14 protein-coding genes and 1 riboswitch are annotated in these 19015 nt (G+C 70.7%); of the genes, 6 read left to right on the forward strand and 8 right to left on the reverse strand.

The window, feature by feature from the left end:
* Positions 1-111: 111 nt before the first annotated feature.
* On the forward strand, positions 112-393 hold the full coding sequence (locus ACFVYX_RS13330) for an HPr family phosphocarrier protein (RefSeq protein WP_030211756.1): 282 nt from the start codon (positions 112-114) through the stop codon (positions 391-393).
* A 142-nt stretch (positions 394-535) separates the two neighbouring features.
* Here the strand turns inward: ACFVYX_RS13330 and ACFVYX_RS13335 are convergent, their stop codons facing one another.
* The 4 genes from ACFVYX_RS13335 to ACFVYX_RS13350 all read right to left on the reverse strand — a co-directional run bounded on the left by ACFVYX_RS13335 (position 536) and on the right by ACFVYX_RS13350 (position 5347).
* Complete coding sequence (locus tag ACFVYX_RS13335) at positions 536-1219, reverse strand: GntR family transcriptional regulator (RefSeq protein ID WP_389681450.1); 684 nt, start codon at positions 1217-1219, stop codon at positions 536-538.
* A 202-nt stretch (positions 1220-1421) separates the two neighbouring features.
* Complete coding sequence (locus ACFVYX_RS13340; RefSeq protein ID WP_389681451.1) at positions 1422-2192, reverse strand: M23 family metallopeptidase; 771 nt, start codon at positions 2190-2192, stop codon at positions 1422-1424.
* A 12-nt stretch (positions 2193-2204) separates the two neighbouring features.
* Positions 2205-2369: riboswitch (cyclic di-AMP (ydaO/yuaA leader) on the reverse strand.
* A 225-nt stretch (positions 2370-2594) separates the two neighbouring features.
* Entirely contained in the window at positions 2595-3992 is a 1398-nt protein-coding gene (locus tag ACFVYX_RS13345) for a M16 family metallopeptidase (RefSeq protein WP_389681452.1), read from the reverse strand.
* Positions 3989-5347: a M16 family metallopeptidase gene (locus ACFVYX_RS13350; RefSeq protein WP_389681453.1), complete on the reverse strand. Its 1359-nt coding sequence runs from the start codon at positions 5345-5347 to the stop codon at positions 3989-3991. The genes ACFVYX_RS13345 and ACFVYX_RS13350 overlap by 4 nt, the downstream gene beginning before the upstream one ends.
* Before the next feature lie 181 nt (positions 5348-5528).
* Between ACFVYX_RS13350 and ACFVYX_RS13355 the strand changes: the two genes are divergently transcribed.
* Together ACFVYX_RS13355 and ACFVYX_RS13360 are read left to right on the forward strand one after the other, a co-directional pair.
* A complete protein-coding gene (locus ACFVYX_RS13355) occupies positions 5529-7988 on the forward strand; it encodes a DNA topoisomerase (ATP-hydrolyzing) subunit A (RefSeq protein ID WP_389681454.1) in 2460 nt (819 codons plus the stop codon).
* A 232-nt stretch (positions 7989-8220) separates the two neighbouring features.
* Complete coding sequence (locus ACFVYX_RS13360) at positions 8221-10074, forward strand: DUF262 domain-containing protein (RefSeq protein ID WP_389681455.1); 1854 nt, start codon at positions 8221-8223, stop codon at positions 10072-10074.
* A gap of 134 nt (positions 10075-10208) precedes the next feature.
* On the opposite strand, the gene ACFVYX_RS13365 is transcribed toward ACFVYX_RS13360, so the two are convergent.
* Positions 10209-11255 (reverse strand): CobW family GTP-binding protein, encoded by a 1047-nt coding sequence (locus tag ACFVYX_RS13365; RefSeq protein ID WP_389681456.1) that lies wholly within the window; start codon positions 11253-11255, stop codon positions 10209-10211.
* A gap of 136 nt (positions 11256-11391) precedes the next feature.
* Here ACFVYX_RS13365 and ACFVYX_RS13370 point away from each other — a divergent pair, with 136 nt between their 5' ends.
* Together ACFVYX_RS13370 and ACFVYX_RS13375 are read left to right on the forward strand one after the other, a co-directional pair.
* The gene (locus ACFVYX_RS13370) at positions 11392-13080 is read left to right on the forward strand and encodes an ATP-binding protein (protein WP_389681457.1); all 1689 of its coding nucleotides are present in this window, start codon (positions 11392-11394) and stop codon (positions 13078-13080) included.
* The gene (locus ACFVYX_RS13375) at positions 13077-13766 is read left to right on the forward strand and encodes a response regulator (RefSeq protein ID WP_389681458.1); all 690 of its coding nucleotides are present in this window, start codon (positions 13077-13079) and stop codon (positions 13764-13766) included. Before ACFVYX_RS13370 ends, ACFVYX_RS13375 begins: the two co-directional genes overlap by 4 nt.
* A 98-nt stretch (positions 13767-13864) precedes the next feature.
* On the opposite strand, the gene ACFVYX_RS13380 is transcribed toward ACFVYX_RS13375, so the two are convergent.
* From ACFVYX_RS13380 to ACFVYX_RS13390, 3 genes are all read right to left on the reverse strand, one after another.
* Positions 13865-15457: a cation acetate symporter gene (locus ACFVYX_RS13380; RefSeq protein WP_389681459.1), complete on the reverse strand. Its 1593-nt coding sequence runs from the start codon at positions 15455-15457 to the stop codon at positions 13865-13867.
* Positions 15454-15894, reverse strand: coding sequence for a DUF485 domain-containing protein (locus ACFVYX_RS13385; RefSeq protein ID WP_389681547.1), 441 nt, complete (start codon positions 15892-15894; stop codon positions 15454-15456). The genes ACFVYX_RS13380 and ACFVYX_RS13385 overlap by 4 nt, the downstream gene beginning before the upstream one ends.
* A 251-nt stretch (positions 15895-16145) precedes the next feature.
* The gene (locus ACFVYX_RS13390) at positions 16146-18263 is read right to left on the reverse strand and encodes a type IIA DNA topoisomerase subunit B (RefSeq protein WP_389681460.1); all 2118 of its coding nucleotides are present in this window, start codon (positions 18261-18263) and stop codon (positions 16146-16148) included.
* A gap of 431 nt (positions 18264-18694) precedes the next feature.
* On the opposite strand from ACFVYX_RS13390, the gene ACFVYX_RS13395 reads away from it, so the two are divergent.
* Positions 18695-18925, forward strand: a complete 231-nt coding sequence (locus tag ACFVYX_RS13395; protein ID WP_030211728.1) for a hypothetical protein — start codon at positions 18695-18697, stop codon at positions 18923-18925.
* The last annotated feature ends 90 nt before the right edge of the window (positions 18926-19015 follow it).

Here is a 19015-nt window from a genome sequence, read left to right on the forward strand (position 1 = left end):
GGCGCGGGCGGGCCGAAGGGCGGTCCGGTCCGGGCCCGAGGTCGGCGCGAGCACCGAGCATCCCGTGAGAGACTGGTCTAGACAACCGCTTGAGACTTGAAGGGCAACACCATGGCTGAGCGCCGCGTCAACGTCGGCTGGGCCGAGGGCCTGCACGCCCGCCCCGCGTCCATCTTCGTCCGTGCCGCCACGGCTTCCGGCGTTCCGGTGACGATCGCCAAGTCCGACGGCACCCCGGTGAACGCCGCTTCCATGCTCGCGGTGCTCGGCCTGGGCGCGCAGGGCGGCGAGGAGATCGTCCTCGCTTCGGAGGCCGAGGGCGCCGAGGCAGCTCTGGACCGTCTGGCGAAGCTGGTCGCCGAGGGTCTCGACGAGCTTCCCGAGACCGTCTGAGCCGGGCCGACCCACTCGTACCCCGAAAGGCCGTGTCCGCCGAAATTCCGGCGGACACGGCCTTTTACTTTTCCACGTAACTGTTTTCGGGCAGCACGGAACAGGCCTGCGGAATTCCTATTCTTTGTATACGGTGTGCGCGTTAATTCCGGGCACTCGCCGTGTTGACTGCATGTTGCGAAACCCTCACACGGCCCGGCTCCGGCCTTTTGAGGCGGTGCAGCGGCCCCGAGCGTTCCGCGTGCAGGGCGGTCAGCGCCCGCGCCCGCTCGGCGTCCCCCCGCGCCACGGCGTCGACGATCGCGCCGTGCTCGGCCCAGGCCTCCACCGGCTGGGTGGGCTGCTCGACCGCGTACATCCAGGCGATCTTGTGGCGCAGCTGGGTCAGCAGCGCCGTCAGGGCCGGGCTTCCGGAGGCCTGCGCGAGCGTCTCGTGGAACCAGCCGCCCAGTGAGCGCAGATCCTCCCCCTGTCCCCGCCTGGCCCGCTCCTGCCCCAGCCTGACCAGGCCGCGCAGCACCTTGAGGTGCGCCTCGGTGCGGCGCTGGGCGGCGCGCGCCGCCCCCAGCGGCTCAAGGAGCGCCCGCATGTCGAGCAGGTCGGCCGCCTCCTGCTCGGTGGGCTCGGCGACGTGGGCGCCCGCGTGGCGCCGGGTGACGACGAAGCCCTCGGACTCCAGGGTGCGCAGGGCCTCGCGGACCGGGACGCGGGAGACCCCGTACCGGCGGGCGAGCTGTTCCTCGGTCAGCCGGCTGCCCCGCTCGAAGACGCCGGAGACGATGTCGTCCCGGATCGCCGTGCATACCGAGTGCGCGGGAATGCGCATGTCCGACCTCCGCCTTGGTCTGCGCGAGACAATTCTTGGCGCCTGTTCTGCGCCCGGTCTGCGACTCTATTGCAGCGCGCCGGAATTTCCGATGCCTCAGCGGAATATGACTGCCTTTTGACCGACGAAAAGCCCCGGCTCAGCATGAGCCGGGGCTTTTGCGACGCGGTACGGGGTGGGACCCCGTGGTGCGCGCCGGGCGTCAGACGTTGACGCCGCGGGCGCGGAGGTAGGCGACCGGGTTGACGTCGGAGCCGTACTCGGCGGTCGTGCGCGCCTCGAAGTGGAGGTGCGGGCCGGTCGAGTTGCCGGTCGAGCCGGAGATGCCTATCTGCTGGCCCGGCTCGACGCTCTGCCCGACGTAGACGCCGATGGAGGAGAGGTGACCGTACTGGGTGTACGTGCCGTCGTTCATCCGGATGACGATGTTGTTGCCGTAGGCGCCGCCCCAGCCGGCCTCGACGACGGTGCCGGAGCCGACGGAGACGACGCTGCTGCCGTAGGAGGCGTGGAAGTCGACGCCGGAGTGGCTGCCGGAGGACCAGAGCGAGCCACCGGTCTGGTAGCCGGTGGAGACGTACGAGCCGGCGACGGGGAGCTGGAAGGAGTTCAGACGGCGGCGCTCGGCCTCACGGGCGGCGCGCTCCTCGGCCTCGCGGATCTCCTTGGCGCGGGCTTCCGCCTTGCGCTTCGCCTCGGCCTCGGCCTTCGCCTTGGCGGCGGCCTCGAAGGCCTCCTCCTCCTGGGCGGCGGCCTGGGCGTTGATCCGGTCCACGAGGGAGTCCTCGGTGATCACCTTGGTGAGACCGGTGTCCTCGGGGGAGCGGTTCTCCGCGTCGGCGGCGAGCGCCGGGGAGGCGAGGGTTCCGATGACGCCGGTGGTGGCGAGCGTCGCGGCGCCGGCGATGCCCACGCTGCGGCGCGCCATCCGGCTCGGTCCACGATGCTTCCCGGTGGCACGGGTGAACGCCATGTAGGGGCTGGTCCTTTCCTTCCTTCTCGCCTACCGGGTTAGCTGACGGGTTCGGAGCAGGAAGGTCTCCTACGAGCCCCTCCGCCGAGACGAAGGCGCCCGATTCACCCCAGGGACTACGTGTGGGTCCCCGGCTCCCCAGGCTCGCGCCTGACGGGGACTCGGCGATGACTGTCCGGATGCCGCGGGTGCGGCGGGTGCAACTGCCGAACAGACGCACCGACGCTATGCGGATCGCCTGGCGATCACCAACCGGACCCGCCAGTTTGTAAGACATACCACAGGGCATACGATCATGCTTGATACCAATACGGACAAAGCGGAGGACCCCGACGCGATGTGCCGTCGGGGTCCTCCGCTCCAGCCGCCCGGCAACCGGGAACAGTCGGTCGAGAGCCGGAATCAGCCGGTCACGACGGTGACTTCACCGATGCCGAGCGCGCGCACCGGCTCCGCGATCTGCGCCGCGTCGCCCACGAGGACGGTGACGAGCCGGTCCACCGGGAAGGCGTTGACCACGGCGGCGGTCGCCTCGACCGTGCCCGTCTCGGCGAGCCGCGCGTACAACTGGGCCTGGTAGTCGTCCGGGAGGTGCTGCTCGACCTGGTCGGCGAGCGTCCCGGCGACGGATGCGGCCGTCTCGTACTTGAGCGGCGCGACACCCACCAGGTTCTGCACCGCGGTCTCACGCTCGGCGTCCGTGAGGCCCTCGGCCGCCAGCGTGCGCAGCACCTTCCACAGGTCGTCAAGGGCCGGGCCGGTGTTGGGGGTGTCGATGGAACCGCTGATGGCGAGCATCGAGGCGCCGTTCCCCTGGCCGTCGGAGCGGAGCACCTGCCCGAAGGCCCGCACCCCGTACGTGTAGCCCTTCTCCTCGCGCAGGACCCGGTCGAGCCGCGAGGTGAGGGTGCCGCCGAGGCAGTACGTGCCCAGGACCTGGGCCGGCCAGACGCGGTCGTGCCGGTCGGCACCGATCCGGCCGATCAGCAGCTGGGTCTGGACGGCGCCCGGCCGGTCCACGATGACGACCCGTCCGGTGTCGTCGGCGGTGATCGGCGGCATCGGGAGCGGCTCGGCCGGCTCTCCGGTCCAGGCGCCCAGGGTCTCGGCGAGGACCTTGTCCAGGTCGACGCCGGTCAGGTCGCCGACGACCACGGCGGTGGCCGTGGCGGGCCTGACGTACGCCTCGTAGAAGGCGCGGACCGCGGCCGCGTCGATCGCCTCGACGGTCTCCTCGGTGCCCTGGCGGGGCCGGGACATCCGCGACTCCGCCGGGAAGAGCTCCTTGGAGAGCTGCTTGGCGGCGCGACGGGACGGGTTGGCCGTCTCGTGCGGGATCTCGTCGAGACGGTTGCGCACCAGGCGCTCGATCTCGGTCTCCAGGAACGCCGGGGCGATCAGCGCCTCGGAGAGCAGCCCGAGGGCCTTGGGCAGCCGGGAGACGGGCACCTCGAGGGAGACCCGTACGCCCGGGTGGTCGGCGTGCGCGTCCAGCGTGGCGCCGCAGCGCTCGAGCTCGGCCGCGAACTCCTCGGCGCTCCGCCGGTCCGTGCCCTCGGAGAGCGCGCGGGCCATGATGGTGGCGACACCGTCGAGACCGGCGGGCTCGGCGTCCAGCGGCGCCGGCAGGAAGAGCTCCACGGCCACGACCTGCTGGCCGGGACGGTGGCTGGTCAGCAGCGTCAGGCCGTTGTCCAGCTTGCCGCGGTCCGGGGCGGGGAAGGCCCAGGGCCTGGCGGCACCGGGGGCCGGCTGCGGGTGGAAGTCCATGCTCGTCAAAGACACGGCAGCGTCGGTCACTGGTCCGCTCCCTCTTCGTGTTCGTCGCCGTCGGCCTCGTCGCTCTGCTCGGTCGTCAGGGGCTCGTAGACCAGTACCGCGCGGTTGTCGGGGCGCAGCCTGGCCGCGGCGGCCGCCCGCACCTCGTCGGCGGTGATGTCCAGGACCCGGTCGACGGCCGTGAGGGCGAGCTGCGGGTCGCCGAACAGCACGGCGTACCGGCACAGTTCGTCGGCGCGGCCCGCGACGGTGCCGAGGCGGTCGAGCCACTCGCGCTCCAACTGTGCCTGCGCGCGCTCCATCTCCTCGGGCGTGGGGCCGTCGGCGGCGAAGCGGGCGAGCTCCTCGTCGACGGCCGCCTCGATCTGCGGGACCTCGACGCCTCCGGAGGTCTTCACGTCCAGCCAGCCGAGCGAGGGCGCTCCGGCGAGCCGCAGCAGGCCGAAGCCGGCGGCGACGGCCGTACGGTCGCGGCGGACCAGACGGTTGTGCAGCCGGGAGGACTCCCCGCCGCCGAGGACCGTCAGAGCCAGGTCGGCGGCGTCGCACTCACGCGTGCCGTCGTGCGGCAGCCGGTAGGCGGCCATCAGCGCGCGCGCCGGGACCTCCTCCTCGACGACCTCGCGGAGCTGCCCCCCGATGACCTCGGGCAGGTCGCCGGAGCGCGGTGCGGGCTTGCCGTCGTGACCGGGGATGGAGCCGAAGTACTTCTCGACCCAGGCGAGGGTCTGCTCCGGGTCGATGTCGCCGACGACCGAGAGCACCGCGTTGTTCGGGGCGTAGTACGTGCGGAAGAAGTTCCGCGCGTCCTCCAGGGTGGCCGCGTCCAGGTCGGCCATGGAGCCGATCGGCGTGTGGTGGTACGGGTGGCCCTCCGGGTAGGCGAGGGCGGTCAGCTTCTCGAAGGCCGTGCCGTACGGCACGTTGTCGTAGCGCTGACGGCGCTCGTTCTTGACGACGTCCCGCTGGTTCTCCATGGACTCGTCGTCCAGGGCGGCGAGCAGCGAGCCCATGCGGTCGGCCTCCAGCCAGAGCGCGAGCTCCAGCTGGTGGGTGGGCATGGTCTCGAAGTAGTTGGTGCGCTCGAAGCTCGTCGTGCCGTTGAGCGAGCCGCCCGCACCCTGCACGAGCTCGAAGTGCCCGTTGCCGTGGACCTGCTTCGAGCCCTGGAACATCAGGTGCTCGAAGAGGTGGGCGAGGCCCGTGCGGCCCGGAACCTCGTGGCGCGAGCCGACGTCGTACCAGAGGCAGACCGCGGCGACCGGGGTCAGGTGGTCCTCCGAGAGCACCACGCGCAGGCCGTTCGCCAACCGGTGCTCGGTCGCTGTCAGGCCGCCGGAGCCGGCCTCGGCCGTGGCCGTGTGACCCATGGGCATGTACGTCCCTTCGATCGCGATGTGAAAAAGTCCTGCCACTGTATGCAAGCGCGCCGACACCTGGCGAAGTTCCCGCCCCCGCGAGATGTCCCTCTTCCGGGTCGCGGTCGGCGTTGTCGGTGGCACGGTCCACAATGGTCCGCGTCAGATCAACCTTGTTGGTGAAGGAGCCGCAGCCGCGATGGCCCGCCGCAGCACGAAGACACCGCCGCCGGACGACGCGTTCGAGGAGCGAATCCTCGACATCGACGTCGTCGACGAGATGCAGGGCTCCTTCCTCGAGTACGCGTACTCGGTGATCTACTCGCGTGCCCTCCCCGACGCCCGCGACGGCATGAAGCCCGTCCAGCGCCGCATCGTCTACCAGATGGGCGAGATGGGGCTCCGGCCCGACCGCGGCTTCGTCAAGTGCGCCCGTGTCGTCGGCGAGGTGATGGGCAAGCTCCACCCGCACGGCGACGCGTCCATCTACGACGCGATGGTGCGCATGGCGCAGCCGTTCTCCATGCGCCTCCCCCTCGTCGACGGCCACGGGAACTTCGGTTCCCTCGGCAACGACGACCCGCCGGCCGCCATGCGGTACACCGAGTCGCGGATGGCCCCGGCGGCACTGCTCATGACCGAGTCCATCGACGAGGACACGGTCGACTTCACGCCGAACTACGACGGCCAGGAGCGGGAGCCGGTGGCACTGCCCGCCGCCTACCCGAACCTCCTGGTCAACGGCGCTTCCGGCATCGCGGTCGGCATGGCGACCAACATGCCCCCGCACAACCTCGGCGAGGTCATCGCCGCCGCCCGTCATCTGATCCGCCACCCCGGCGCCGACCTCGAGACGCTGATGCGTTTCGTGCCAGGACCCGACCTGCCGACCGGCGGCCGGATCGTCGGCCTCTCCGGGATCAAGGACGCGTACGAGTCGGGCCGCGGCTCGTTCAAGATCCGCGCCACGACCAGCGTGGAGACCGTGACGGCGCGCCGTAAGGGCATCGTCGTGACCGAGCTGCCCTTCACGGTCGGCCCCGAGAAGGTCATCTCCAAGATCAAGGACCTGGTCGGCTCCAAGAAGCTCCAGGGCATCGCCGACGTCAAGGACCTCACCGACCGCAACCACGGACTGCGCCTGGTCATCGAGATCAAGAACGGTTTCGTACCGGAGGCGGTCCTCGAGCAGCTGTACAAGCTGACGCCGATGGAGGAGTCCTTCGGCATCAACAACGTCGCGCTGGTCGACGGCCAGCCGCTCACCCTCGGCCTCAAGGAGCTCCTGGAGGTCTACCTCGACCACCGCTTCGAGGTGGTCCGGCGCCGCTCCGAGTTCCGCAGGTCCAAGAAGCGCGACCGGCTCCATCTGGTGCTCGGCCTGCTCATCGCGCTGCTCGACATCGACGAGGTGATCCGCCTCATCCGGGAGAGCGACAACTCCGCGCAGGCCAAGGAGCGCCTGATGGAGCGCTTCTCGCTGAGCGAGATCCAGACGCAGTACATCCTGGACACCCCGCTGCGCCGCCTCACCAAGTTCGACCGTCTTGAACTGGAGAGCGAGCGCGACCGTCTCAACGGCGAGATCGACGAGCTCACCGGGATCCTGGACTCCGACGCGGAGCTGCGCAAGCTGGTCTCGGCGGAACTGGCCGCGGTCGCCAAGAAGTTCGCCACGGACCGGCGGACGGTCCTGCTCGAATCGGCGGGCGCGCCCGTCGCGGCCGTCTCCCTGGAGGTCGCGGACGACCCGTGCCGGGTTCTGCTGTCCTCCACGGGCCTCCTCGCCCGTACGGCGACGGCGGAGCTGCCGGAGGCCGACCCGGACGCGAAGCGCGTCAAGCACGACGTGATCCTGTCGGCGGTGGCCGCCACGCAGCGCGGTGACGTCGGCGCGGTGACCTCGAAAGGACGGCTGCTGCGGATCGCGGTGATCGACCTGCCGCAGCTCCCGGACACCGCGAGCGCCCCGAACCTCGCGGGTGGCGCGCCCCTGTCCGAGTTCCTGTCCCTGGAGGCCGACGAGACCGTGGTCTGCCTCACGACGCTCGACGAGTCCTCTCCGGGGCTCGCCCTCGGCACGCTCCAGGGCGTGGTGAAGCGTGTGGTGCCCGACTATCCGGCGAACAAGGACGAGCTGGAGGTCATCACCCTCAAGGACGGTGACCGGATCGTCGGCGCGACGGAACTGAGGACGGGTGAGGAGGACCTGGTCTTCATCACCTCCGACGCGCAGCTGCTGCGTTACCCGGCCTCGCAGGTACGGCCCCAGGGCCGTCCGGCCGGCGGCATGGCGGGCGTCAAGCTCTCGGCGGGCGCCGAGGTGCTCTCGTTCACGGCCGTCGACCCGGCGGCGGACGCCGTCGTCTTCACCGTCGCGGGCTCCACGGGCACCCTGGACTCCTCGACGGGTACGTCGGCGAAGCTGACGCCCTTCGACCAGTACCCGCGCAAGGGCCGCGCGACCGGCGGCGTCCGCTGCCAGCGCTTCCTGAAGGGCGAGGACGTCCTGATCCTGGCCTGGGCGGGCACCACACCGGCCCGCGCCGCGCAGAAGAACGGCGCTCCGGTGGAGCTCCCGGAGACGGACCCGCGCCGCGACGGCTCGGGCGTCCCGCTCCCCCAGCCGGTGGACGTGGTGGCGGGCCCGGCTTCCTGACCGGACCGACGACGCGATGAGACCCCGTCCGCCAGGCGAACCGCCTGACGGGCGGGGTCTCTTCGGGCGGGCTGCCGCACGGGCGGGATCTCGTCGCTCGGAACCGCCGACGAGCGGGGTCTCGTCTCGCGGGACCGCCGGACGGGCTCTGCGGCTGCCGGGTAGCCTCGGCCCGGTGACCGGCCGGGGGGCTGCTCCGGCACGTCTGACGCCCGAGTGAAGGATGGCCGCGTTGACGGACGAAGCATTCAGCATCGACAAGCGCCCGCTTCGTGACCTGCTCCGGCAGGTCGCGGAGGGAAGGGCGCAGCTCCCCGAGTTCCAGCGGGGCTGGGTGTGGCCCCACCCGAACATCACCGCGCTGCTCGCGTCCGTATCGCAGGGTTTCCCGGTCGGCACGGTCATGACGCTGCAGTCCGGCGGGGACGTCCGGTTCAAGCACCGGCCGATCGAGGGGGCGACGCCGCCGCCGGGCACCGAGCCGGAGACGCTGGTGCTCGACGGCCAGCAGCGGCTCACGTCGCTCTACCAGTCGATCAAGCTGGGCGAGCCGGTGGTCACCCAGGATCTGCGCAAGCACCGGGTGTCGGGCTGGTTCTACGTCGACATGCGTGCGGTCCTGGACGAGCAGACCGATCGAGAGGACGCGATCCACTTCCTGCCCGAGGACAGGATCGTCCGCACCTTCCGGGGCGAGATCACCCGGGACCTCTCCACCCGGGACAAGGAGTGCGAGGCCCACTTCTTCCCGCTGAGCTGCGCCCTGGACCCCGACCAGTGGGAGTCGGACTTCGAGGAGTACTGGGAGCTCGGCAAGGAGAAGCGGCTCCTCTGGAAGGCGTTCGAGAACGCGTTCCTCAAGCCTTTCGCCCACTACCAGGTCCCCGTCATCTCCCTCGGCAGGAACACGGCCCGTCAGGCCGTCTGCCAGGTCTTCGAGAACGTCAACACGGGAGGCGTCTCCCTCACCGTCTTCGAACTCCTCACCGCCACCTTCGCGGCGGACGAGTTCGACCTCAGGCGGCACTGGGAGAAGGAGGTCAAGGCCGCCTGGCGGGCGCCGGAGTACCGCATCCTCAAGGACGTGTCGAACACGGACTTCCTCCAGTCGGTGACCCTGCTCGCCACGGCCGCCCGGCGTGAGGACGCCGTCGCGCGCGGGGTGGCGGAGGATCGCCTGCCGCGCATCGGCTGCAAGCGCAAGGACATGCTGGAGCTCCGGCTCGACGAGTACCAGCGGTTCGCGCCCTTGGTCGTCCAGGGCTTCAAGCAGGCGGCGAAGTTCCTGCACCAGCAGTTCGTCTTCGACACCAAGTTCCTGCCGTACGGCACCCAGCTCATCCCGCTCGCCGCGATCCTGACCCTCGCCGGTGAGGACGCGCAGAGCGCCGGGGCCCAGCACAAGCTCGCCCGCTGGTACTGGTGCGGAGTCTTCGGCGAGCTGTACGGCGGCTCGACCGAGACGCGCTTCAGCCACGACCTGCCGGACGTCGTCGGCTGGATCCGTGGCACCTCGGGCGAACCGCGCACGGTCGAGGCGGCGGAATTCGCGCCCAGCCGTCTCCTGACGCTGCGGACCCGTAACAGCGCCGCGTACAAGGGCATCTACGCGCTGCTGCTCAAGGCCGGGGCCATGGACTGGCGTACCGGCGAGAAGGCGGAGATCACCGCGTACTTCGACGAGTCGATCGACATCCACCACATCTTCCCGAAGGCGTGGTGCCAGGGGACGGGGAAGGACCCGGGGCGCTACAACTCGATCATCAACAAGACCCCGCTGACCGCCCGTACCAACCGGATCATCGGGGGCAGCGCCCCCTCCGACTACCTGGTGAGACTGGCGAAGAGCGCGGAGTCGACGCCCGAGGTGGTCCAGGGGCACATCCGGTCCCACCTCGTGACGCCGGAGCTGATGGCCCTCGACGACTTCACGTCGTTCTTCGCCGCCCGGAAGGCCGCCCTGCTCGCGCGGGTCTCCTCCGAGATGGGCAAGGTCATCGTGGATGACGGTGCGGACGCCGGCCCCGTACTCGACGAGGCCGACGTCGAGGCAGAGGAGGCGGCGGAACTCGCGGAGGTCTTCTGATCCGGGCGGACCTGGTGAGCCGGCCGGACCGCGGTCCGGCCGGGGTCAGACCGGAGCCCGGCGGGGGACAGACTGGAGTCCGGCCGGGGACAGACCGGAGTCCGTGCCGGGGTCAGACCGGGGTCCGGCCGGGGTCAGACCGGCTCCTCCTCCTCGGTCCGCTGCACATACCGCAGGACGCCCCACATGCTGTGCTCGTCGGGGGTGTCCTGCGGGCCGTTCCGCTCGCACTCCGCCAGCTCCTTGCGCAGGCCGGCCGCGTCGACGCCGGAGCCGATCAGGACGAGCTGGGTGAGCCGCTCCTCGCCCTCGGGCCACCGCTCGGGGTAGAAGCGCAGGAAGCGGCCGACGGCGTGCACGGCGTAGCGGTTGTCCGGGTCGGCGGTGCCGAAGTCGACGAAGCCCTTGATCCGGTAGAGGCCTTCGGGCCGCGCGTCGAGGAAGGCCATCAGACGGCGCGGGTGGAGGGGGTTCGCCGCTGTCAGGGACACGCTCTCGTACCCCGAGTGGGGGTGGGCATGCGCCTCGTCCTCGCCGTACAGGATGTCCTCGATGGACATCTGCCCCTCGATCTCCCCCTCGGGCACCACCCGGTCGAAGAGCAGCTCGGGGTCGATCCGCCCGTGGACGGCATCGACCACCACGGCCTTCCCGGCCAGCTCACTCACCGTCTCGCGGACGACGAGCAGCTCGTCCCCCGAGACCCGGTCCGCCTTGTTCACCACCACGAGGTCGGCGATCGGCAGGTGCCGGTCGGTCTCGGGGTGCCGCTGCCGGGTGGCGGAGAACTCGGCCGCGTCGACGACCTGGACGAGCCCTCCGTACACGATCCGCTCGTTCTCGCTGGCGAGCACCATGCGCACGAGCTCCTGCGGCTCGGCGAGACCGCTCGCCTCGATCACGATCACGTCGAGGCGCGACTCGGGGCGGGTGAGGACCTCCAGGTACTCGTCGAGATCGCTCGCGTCGACGGCACAGCACAGACAGCCGTTGCCGAGGGAGACGGTGGAGCCGACCTGTCCCGCGACGGTCATGGCGTCGATGCCGATGTCGCCGAAGTCGTTGACCATGACCCCGATACGGGTGCCCCGGGCGCTGCGCAGCAGATGGTTGAGGAGCGTGGTCTTCCCTGCCCCGAGAAACCCGGCCAGGACGACGACGGGGATCTGCTGCGTGGTCACGGGACGTGCCTCCGGTTCCTTCAGGCCCACGGTCGTGGGAGCCACAGAATGGGAACCCCAGAATAGGCACCCGTTCCGCCCGCCGGTTCCGGCTGCCATTTCCGGTCCCGGGGCGTGGCCGCTTACCGTTTCCGGCATGAGCCCCGCACAGACCAGCCCCCCGCGCCCCTCTGCGCGCCGACGACGGTTCGGGTGGCCCCAGCGGGTGTTCTCGCAGGTCCTGCTGATGCAGCTGGCCATCGCCACCGGTGTGACCGTCCTCGCCACGGGGCTCTTCCTCGCCCCGCTCAGCGCCCAGCTCGACGACCAGGCGATGCGGCGGGCCCTGGCCATCGCCGGGACCACCGCGTCGCCCCGGCTGGCCGCGGACCTCGTCCGTACGCCCCCGTCCGCGCGGGGTCCGGTGCAGACGGAGGCCGAGCGGATCCGGACCTCCACGGGCGCCGAGTACGTCGTGGTCATGGACACCCGCGGGGTGCGCTGGTCGCACCCCGACCCGGCCGAGATCGGCAGGCGCGTCTCCACGGACCCGAGCACCGCCCTCGCCGGGCGGGACGTGATGGAGATCGACAGCGGCACCCTGGGCCGCTCGGCGCGCGGCAAGACGCCGCTGCGGGACGCGGACGGGCGGATCGTCGGCGCGGTCTCGGTCGGCATCGAGTACGACAGCGTCCGCGACCGGCTCCTCGCCGCGATCCCGGGGCTCCTCGCCTACGCGGGCGGGGCGCTCGCGGCCGGCGCGCTGGCCGCGTACCTGATCTCCCGGCGCCTCCAGCGGCAGACCCACGACCTGGCCTTCTCCGACATCTCCGCGCTGCTCGCTGAGCGCGAGGCCATGCTGCACGGCATCCGTGAGGGGGTCGTGGCGCTTGACCGCGACGGCTGTGTGCGGCTGATGAACGACGAGGCGCAGCGGCTTCTCGGTCTCGGCCCCGAGGCGACGGGCCGGCCGCTCGACGAGGTCCTCGGACAGGGCCGTACGGCCGATGTCCTGGCGGGCCGGGTGACCGGCGACGACCTGGTCACCGTACGGGGGCACCGGGTGCTGATCGCCAACCGGATGCCGACCGACGACGGCGGCGCCGTGGCGACGCTCCGCGACCGCACCGAGCTGGAGCGGCTCGGGCGAGAGCTGGACTCGACACGGGGGCTGATCGACGCCCTCCGTGCCCAGGACCATGAGCACGCCAACCGGATGCACACCCTCCTCGGCCTTCTGGAGCTGGAGTTGCACGAGGAGGCGGCCGAGTTCGTCACCGAGGTGGTCGGCGTGCACCGGGCGACCGCCGAGCAGGTCACGGAGAAGGTCCACGACCCGCTGCTCGCGGCGCTCCTCGTCGGCAAGACCAGCGTGGCCGCCGAGCGGGGCGTCTCGCTGCGGATCGCCCCCGGCTCGCTGCTGCCGGACCGGCTCGTCGACCCCAGGGAACTGGTCACCGTCGTCGGGAACCTGGTCGACAACGCCCTGGACGCCGTCGCGGGCACCCCCGGCGCCCGGATCGACGTCTCCTTCCACGCCGAGGGCCGTACGGTCGTGCTGCGGGTCACGGACAGCGGCCCGGGGGTTCCGGAGGGGAGCCGCGAGCTGATCTTCACCGAGGGCTGGTCGACGAAGGCGCTGCCGTCCCACGGCAAGCGCGGGCTCGGTCTCGCTCTCGTACGCCGGCTCGCCGAGCGCCGCGGCGGCACCGCCCGCGTGGCCGGGGGTCCGGAGGGAGGCGCCGAGTTCACCGTCGTCCTCCCGGACGCCCTGACCGAGCCGGAAACCGGGCCCGGGGCGCTCTTCGGGGAGCCGTCGCCGGAGCCGGTGGAGGGGGCGCGATGATCGACGTCCTCGTCGTGGACGACGACGTGCGGGTGGCCCGGATCAACGCCGCCTATGTCGCCAAGGTGCCCGGCTTCCGGGTCGCTGCCGTCGCCCACTCGACCGCCGAGGCGCTCGCCGCCCTGGACGAGCACCCGGTGGACCTGGTCCTCCTCGACCACTACCTGCCGGACCGGAACGGGCTCGCGGCCGTACGGGAGCTCCGGGCGCGCGGCCACCAGTGCGACGTCATCATGGTGACGGCGGCCCGCGACGTGGCCACCGTGCAGGCGGCGATGCGGCATGGGGCCCTCCAGTACCTGGTCAAGCCGTTCAACTTCGCCGGCCTCCGCCAGAAACTGGAGGCGTACGCGACGCTCCGCCACACCCTGGAAAGCGGCGGCGAGGCGGAGCAGGCCGAGGTGGACCGCATCTTCGGGGCCCTGTCGGCGGGCTCCGTCGCCCCGGACCTGCCCAAGGGGCACTCCCCCACCACGGCCGAGCTGGTCCGGCAGGTCCTTCTCGCCGCCGGCGGGCCGCTCTCCACGCAGGAGATCGCCGAGCGGGCCGGAGTGAGCCGCCAGACGGCCCAGCGCTATCTCAAGCTCCTCGAACGCACCGGCCGCGTGACCCTCTCGCTCCGGTACGGCGAGACGGGCCGCCCCGAGCACCGGTACGCCTGGGCGGCCTCGCCGTCCGGCGGCTGAGACGCCCTGCCGCGACCGGGCACCGCTCCGGACACCGCCGGACAGCACTGGGGCCCTGAGACGGCGCCCACACCCGTCATACGGCTCCCGCAGCCCCGTCAGACGGCTCCCGCGCCGGTCAGCGACCGGACCTCGGTCTCGGCGTGCCGCGCCTCGTCGGCCGGTTCTGTCGAGGTGACCGTCCCGATCCAGCCCGCGAGGAACCCGAGCGGGATGGAGACCACCCCCGGGTTCTGCAGCGGGAAGAGCTGGAAGTCGACGCCGGGGAACAGCGCTTCGGGACTGCCGGAGACGACCGGCGAGAGCAGCACCAGCAGGACGGCGGGGATCAGCCCGCCGTACACCGACCAGACCGCGCCCCGAGTGGTGAACTTCCGCCAGAACAGCGAGTAGAGCAGCACCGGCAGATTGGCGGAGGCCGCGACCGCGAAGGCCAGGCCGACGAGGAACGCCACATTGAGGTCGCGGGCGAGCAGCCCGAGGCCGATGGCGGCCGCGCCGATCACCGCCGCGGCGACCCGGGCCACGGTCACCTCGCTGTACTGCTTCGTGTGCCGGCGGCGCAGCGAGGCGTACAGGTCGTGGGCGACGGAGGCTGAGGAGGCGAGGGTGATGCCCGCGACGACGGCGAGGATGGTCGCGAACGCGACGGCGGCGACGATCGCGAAGAGCACCGTGCCGCCGGTGGAGCCCGCGCCGCCGCCGAGGTCGAGGGCGAGCAGGGGCACGGCGGTGTTCCCGGAGGCGTTGGAGGCACGGACCGCGTCCGGACCGATGAGCGCCGCCGCGCCGAAGCCGAGCACGATGGTCATCAGATAGAAGCTGCCGATGAGTCCGATGGACCAGACGACGGAGCGACGGGCGGCCCGGGCGGTCGGCACGGTGTAGAAGCGCGACAGGATGTGCGGCAGGCCCGCCGTGCCCAGGACCAGGGCGAGGCCGAGGCTGATGAAGTCGAGGCGGGCCGTCCAGTCTCCGCCGTAGCGGAGCCCGGGGGCGAGGAAGTCCAGGCCGTGGCCGCTGCGCTCGGCGGCGGTGGACAGCAGGTTGTTCACATCGCCGTGGAACCGGAGCAGGACGAGAACGGTGAGCGCGATCGTGCCCGCCATGAGCAGGACCGCCTTGACGATCTGGATCCAGGTGGTGGCCCGCATGCCGCCGAGCGACACATAGATCACCATCAGCGCGCCCACGCCGATCACCGTCCATGAGCGGGCCGCCTCGCTGGTGCCGCCGAGCAGCAGGGCGACCAGGCTCCCGGCGCCCACCATCTGGGCCACGAGGTACAGCACGGAGACGGCCACCGAGGACGTTCCCGCCGCGATCCGTACGGGACGCTCGGCCATCCGCGCGGCGACGACGTCGGCCAGCGTGAACCGGCCGCAGTTGCGGACCAGTTCGGCCACGAGCAGCAGCACGACCAGCCAGGCGACGAGGAATCCGACGGAGTACAGCATGCCGTCGTAGCCGTAGAGCGCGATCAGCCCGGAGATGCCGAGGAAGGAGGCCGCGGACATGTAGTCACCGGCGATGGCGAAACCGTTCTCCAGGGGAGAGAACAGCCTGCCTCCGGCGTAGAACTCCTCCGCCGAGCCGTGCCGGTCGCGGCTCACCCAGGTGGTGATGCCCAGGGTGACGGCGATGAAGACGCTGAACAGCAGGAGCGCGAGAGTCTGGTGGTCCCCGGTCACGGCTGCGCCACCCCTCGGGTCATCTCCTGGGTGTCCCAGCGCAGTTCCAGCGCGGTCCGGTCCCTGCGGAGCCGCGCGTGTCGCGCGTACGCCCAGGTCAGCAGGAAGGTGGTGAGGAACTGCCCGAGCCCCGCGACCATCGCCACGTTCACCGCTCCGGCGACCGGCCGGGCCATCAGCCCGGGTGCGGCGGTCGCCGCCACGACATAGGCGAGGTACCAGAGCAGGAACACGAGGGCGGCCGGGAAGACGAACCTGCGATAGCGGCTGCGCACTTCCTGGAAGGCGGGGCTCCGCTGCACTTCCAGATAGATCTCCGCCGTGCTGTGGACCCGCTGTCGCGGCACCGCGCCGGGGCGACCGTCACCGGGTGCCCCGGGGCCCGCACCACCGCGGCCGGAGGCCGTCGCGTCGTACCAGGGGTCGTCGACCGGCATCGCCGAAGCGTCGAGCCCCTCCTGCTTGTCCACCTGCTCCACCGGCCAACTCTCCTTGTCAAGCGAACCGTTTCGGCCGCGTGCCCAAGGATGGACAGAGCGGGAAGATCCCGGACTCTTCTCCTCTCTGTGTTCACCCCATCAGGTGACTCTTCTCCGAGGTGACCTGACCAGACCGTGCTGATATGCGTACCGCAGGGCCCGTGATCGGCCCGTGGGCGGAGCGCTCGGCCCCACCCACGGCCGAGTGCTCAGGCGTCGATGCGCGAGCGGTCGAGCGTCGCCGCCGAGCCGGTGATGAACTCCTTGCGGGGAGCCACGTCGTTGCCCATCAGAAGGTCGAAGACCTGCTCCGCCGCGTCCAGGTCGCCGATGTTGATGCGGCGCAGGGTGCGGTGACGCGGGTCCATCGTGGTCTCCGCCAGCTGGTCGGCGTCCATCTCGCCCAGACCCTTGTAGCGCTGGATGGAGTCCTTGTAGCGGACGCCCTTGCGCTGGTACTCCAGCAGGGTCTGCCGGAGCTCGTTGTCCGAGTACGTGTAGACGTACTTGTCCTGGCCCTTCTTGGGCTGGACGAGCTCGATGCGGTGCAGCGGGGGCACGGCCGCGAAGACCCGCCCGGCCTCCACCATGGGCCGCATGTAGCGCTGGAAGAGCGTCAGCAGCAGACAGCGGATGTGGGCGCCGTCGACATCGGCGTCGACCAGGAGCACGATCTTCCCGTAGCGGGCCGCGTCGATGTCGAAGGTGCGGCCCGAGCCCGCTCCTATGACCTGGATGATCGCCCCGCACTCGGCGTTCTTCAGCATGTCCGACACGGACGACTTCTGGACGTTGAGGATCTTGCCGCGGATGGGCAGCAGGGCCTGGAACTCGCTGTTGCGCGCGAGCTTGGCCGTACCGAGGGCCGAGTCTCCCTCGACGATGAAGAGCTCGCTGCGCTCCACGTCGTCGCTGCGGCAGTCGGCCAGCTTGGCGGGCAGCGACGAGGACTCCAGCGCGGTCTTCCGGCGCTGCGCGTCCTTGTGCTGCCGGGCCGCGATCCGGGTGCGGGCCGCGGCGACGGCCTTCTCCAGGACGGCGCGCGCCTGCGCCTTGGCGTCCCGCTTGGTGGAGGTGAGGAAGGCCTTGAGCTCCTTGGCCACCACGTTCGCCACGATCCGGCGGGCGGCGGACGTACCGAGGACCTCCTTGGTCTGCCCCTCGAACTGCGGCTCGGCGAGGCGCACCGTCACGACGGCCGTGAGCCCTTCCAGGGCGTCGTCCTTCACGATGTCGTCCTCGGCGACGCGCAGCATCTTCGCCGAGCGCAGCACCTCGTTCACCGTCTTGGTCACGGCCTGCTCGAAGCCCGAGACGTGGGTGCCGCCCTTCGGCGTGGCGATGATGTTGACGAAGGACTTGACCGTGGCGTCGTATCCGGTGCCCCAGCGCAGGGCGACGTCGACGGAGAGCTCGCGGGTGACCTCGGTCGGGGTCATGTGGCCGCGCTCGTCGAGGACGGGGACGGTCTCCTTGAAGGTGCCCTGGCCGGTGAGGCGCTGGATGTCACAGACGGCCTTGTCCTGCGCGAGGTACTCGCAGAACTCGCTGATGCCGCCGTCGAAGCGGAACGTCTCCTCGCTCTTGCCGATCCCGGCGAGGTCACGCTCGTCGCGGACGACGATGGTGAGGCCGGGCACGAGGAAGGCGGTCTGCCGGGCGCGCTGGTGCAGCGTCTCCAGGGAGAGCTTGGCGTCCTTGAGGAAGATCTGGCGGTCCGCCCAGTAGCGGACGCGGGTACCGGTGCGGGTCTTGGGGACGCGCTTGCCCTTGAGGAGGCCGTTGGCCGGGTCGAAGGGGCTGTCGGGGCCCTGCTCGGTGAAGATGCCCGGGACACCTCGGCGGAAGCTGATCGAGTGCGTGGCGCCGTTCCGGTCGACCTCGACGTCGAGGCGTGCCGACAGGGCGTTGACCACGGAGGCGCCGACGCCGTGCAGACCGCCGGACGCGGCGTACGATCCGCCGCCGAACTTTCCGCCGGCGTGCAGCTTCGTCATGACGACCTCGACCCCGGAGAGTCCGGTCTTCGGCTCGACGTCGACGGGGATGCCACGGCCGTTGTCCCGGACCTCCACCGACCCGTCGTCGTGGAGGATCACCTCGATGTGGTCGCAGTAGCCACCGAGAGCCTCGTCGACCGAGTTGTCGATGATCTCCCAGATGCAGTGCATCAGGCCGCGGCTGTCGGTGGACCCGATGTACATACCGGGGCGCTTGCGGACCGCTTCGAGCCCTTCGAGTACGAGCAGGTGCCGCGCGGTGTAGTTGGAACCGTCACGGTCTGCGGTCAGCAGCGCACTGGACGGCACGGACGTTTCGGCGGTCACGCGGTTCGCTCCTCGCTGAATTTGAAATCTGGCCCGATGGGGTAAGGCCCGGCGTCGGTCACCGGTCAGAGGGTACCGATGCCTGGTAGAGCCGTTGTCACGCCACCCTCCCCGATTCCTCATGCTAGTCCAGGGTCGCATGGATGTTCGATCCCTCGATGGGGTGACGCGCACATCACGTTCCCTTCCAGGCATGAACCATTTAGGCTCCGGGCACGTCCTCATCAACAACCGGCAACCGCCGGGAGGGCCGACCGACACAAGCAACGCGAAATCCGTAGAGCGAAGCAATACGGCTCATTCGCCGCCAACCGGCAGCAGACAGCCACCTTGGGAAGAAGTTTCAAGGAAAAGCCACGAGCGGGAACGTTTTCGGCCTGGTTGGATGTTGACCCTGGTACGACAGCTCGTCGAGCTAGAGAAGAGGCGACGTGACTACTGTTCTGACCCCCGCGAGCCCCCTGACGGCCGCTGACCGCTGCGACCGCTGCGGCGCCCAGGCATACCTGCGTGTCGTCCTGACCAGCGGAGGTGACTTGCTCTTCTGCGCCCACCACGGACGTAAGTTCGAGCCGGAACTCAAGAAGATCGCCGTTGAGATACAGGATGAGACGGACCGGCTCACGGACGTGCCGGCCCGCACTGTGGGCGACGAGCACTGACGCTTCGCAACCACGACGAGCTCAGATCCGGCCATTTTGACCGGACAACGGGCGGCCACCCCGCGTTCCAGGGGGGTGGCCGTCCGTTCT

The organism is Streptomyces sp. NPDC058326 (assembly GCF_042879855.1).
In the GTDB taxonomy this organism is placed as follows: Bacteria; Actinomycetota; Actinomycetes; order Streptomycetales; family Streptomycetaceae; genus Streptomyces.

What these genes read in the sequence shown, in the direction of transcription:
- ACFVYX_RS13330 (WP_030211756.1), top strand. Translation starts at nt 112, where the DNA reads ATGGCTGAGCGCCGCGTCAACGTCGGCTGGGCCGAGGGCCTGCACGCC.
- ACFVYX_RS13335 (WP_389681450.1), bottom strand. Translation starts at nt 1,219, where the DNA reads ATGCGCATTCCCGCGCACTCGGTATGCACGGCGATCCGGGACGACATC.
- ACFVYX_RS13340 (WP_389681451.1), bottom strand. Translation starts at nt 2,192, where the DNA reads ATGGCGTTCACCCGTGCCACCGGGAAGCATCGTGGACCGAGCCGGATG.
- ACFVYX_RS13350 (WP_389681453.1), bottom strand. Translation starts at nt 5,347, where the DNA reads ATGCCCATGGGTCACACGGCCACGGCCGAGGCCGGCTCCGGCGGCCTG.
- ACFVYX_RS13355 (WP_389681454.1), top strand. Translation starts at nt 5,529, where the DNA reads ATGGCCCGCCGCAGCACGAAGACACCGCCGCCGGACGACGCGTTCGAG.
- ACFVYX_RS13370 (WP_389681457.1), top strand. Translation starts at nt 11,392, where the DNA reads ATGAGCCCCGCACAGACCAGCCCCCCGCGCCCCTCTGCGCGCCGACGA.
- ACFVYX_RS13375 (WP_389681458.1), top strand. Translation starts at nt 13,077, where the DNA reads ATGATCGACGTCCTCGTCGTGGACGACGACGTGCGGGTGGCCCGGATC.
- ACFVYX_RS13385 (WP_389681547.1), bottom strand. Translation starts at nt 15,894, where the DNA reads ATGCCGGTCGACGACCCCTGGTACGACGCGACGGCCTCCGGCCGCGGT.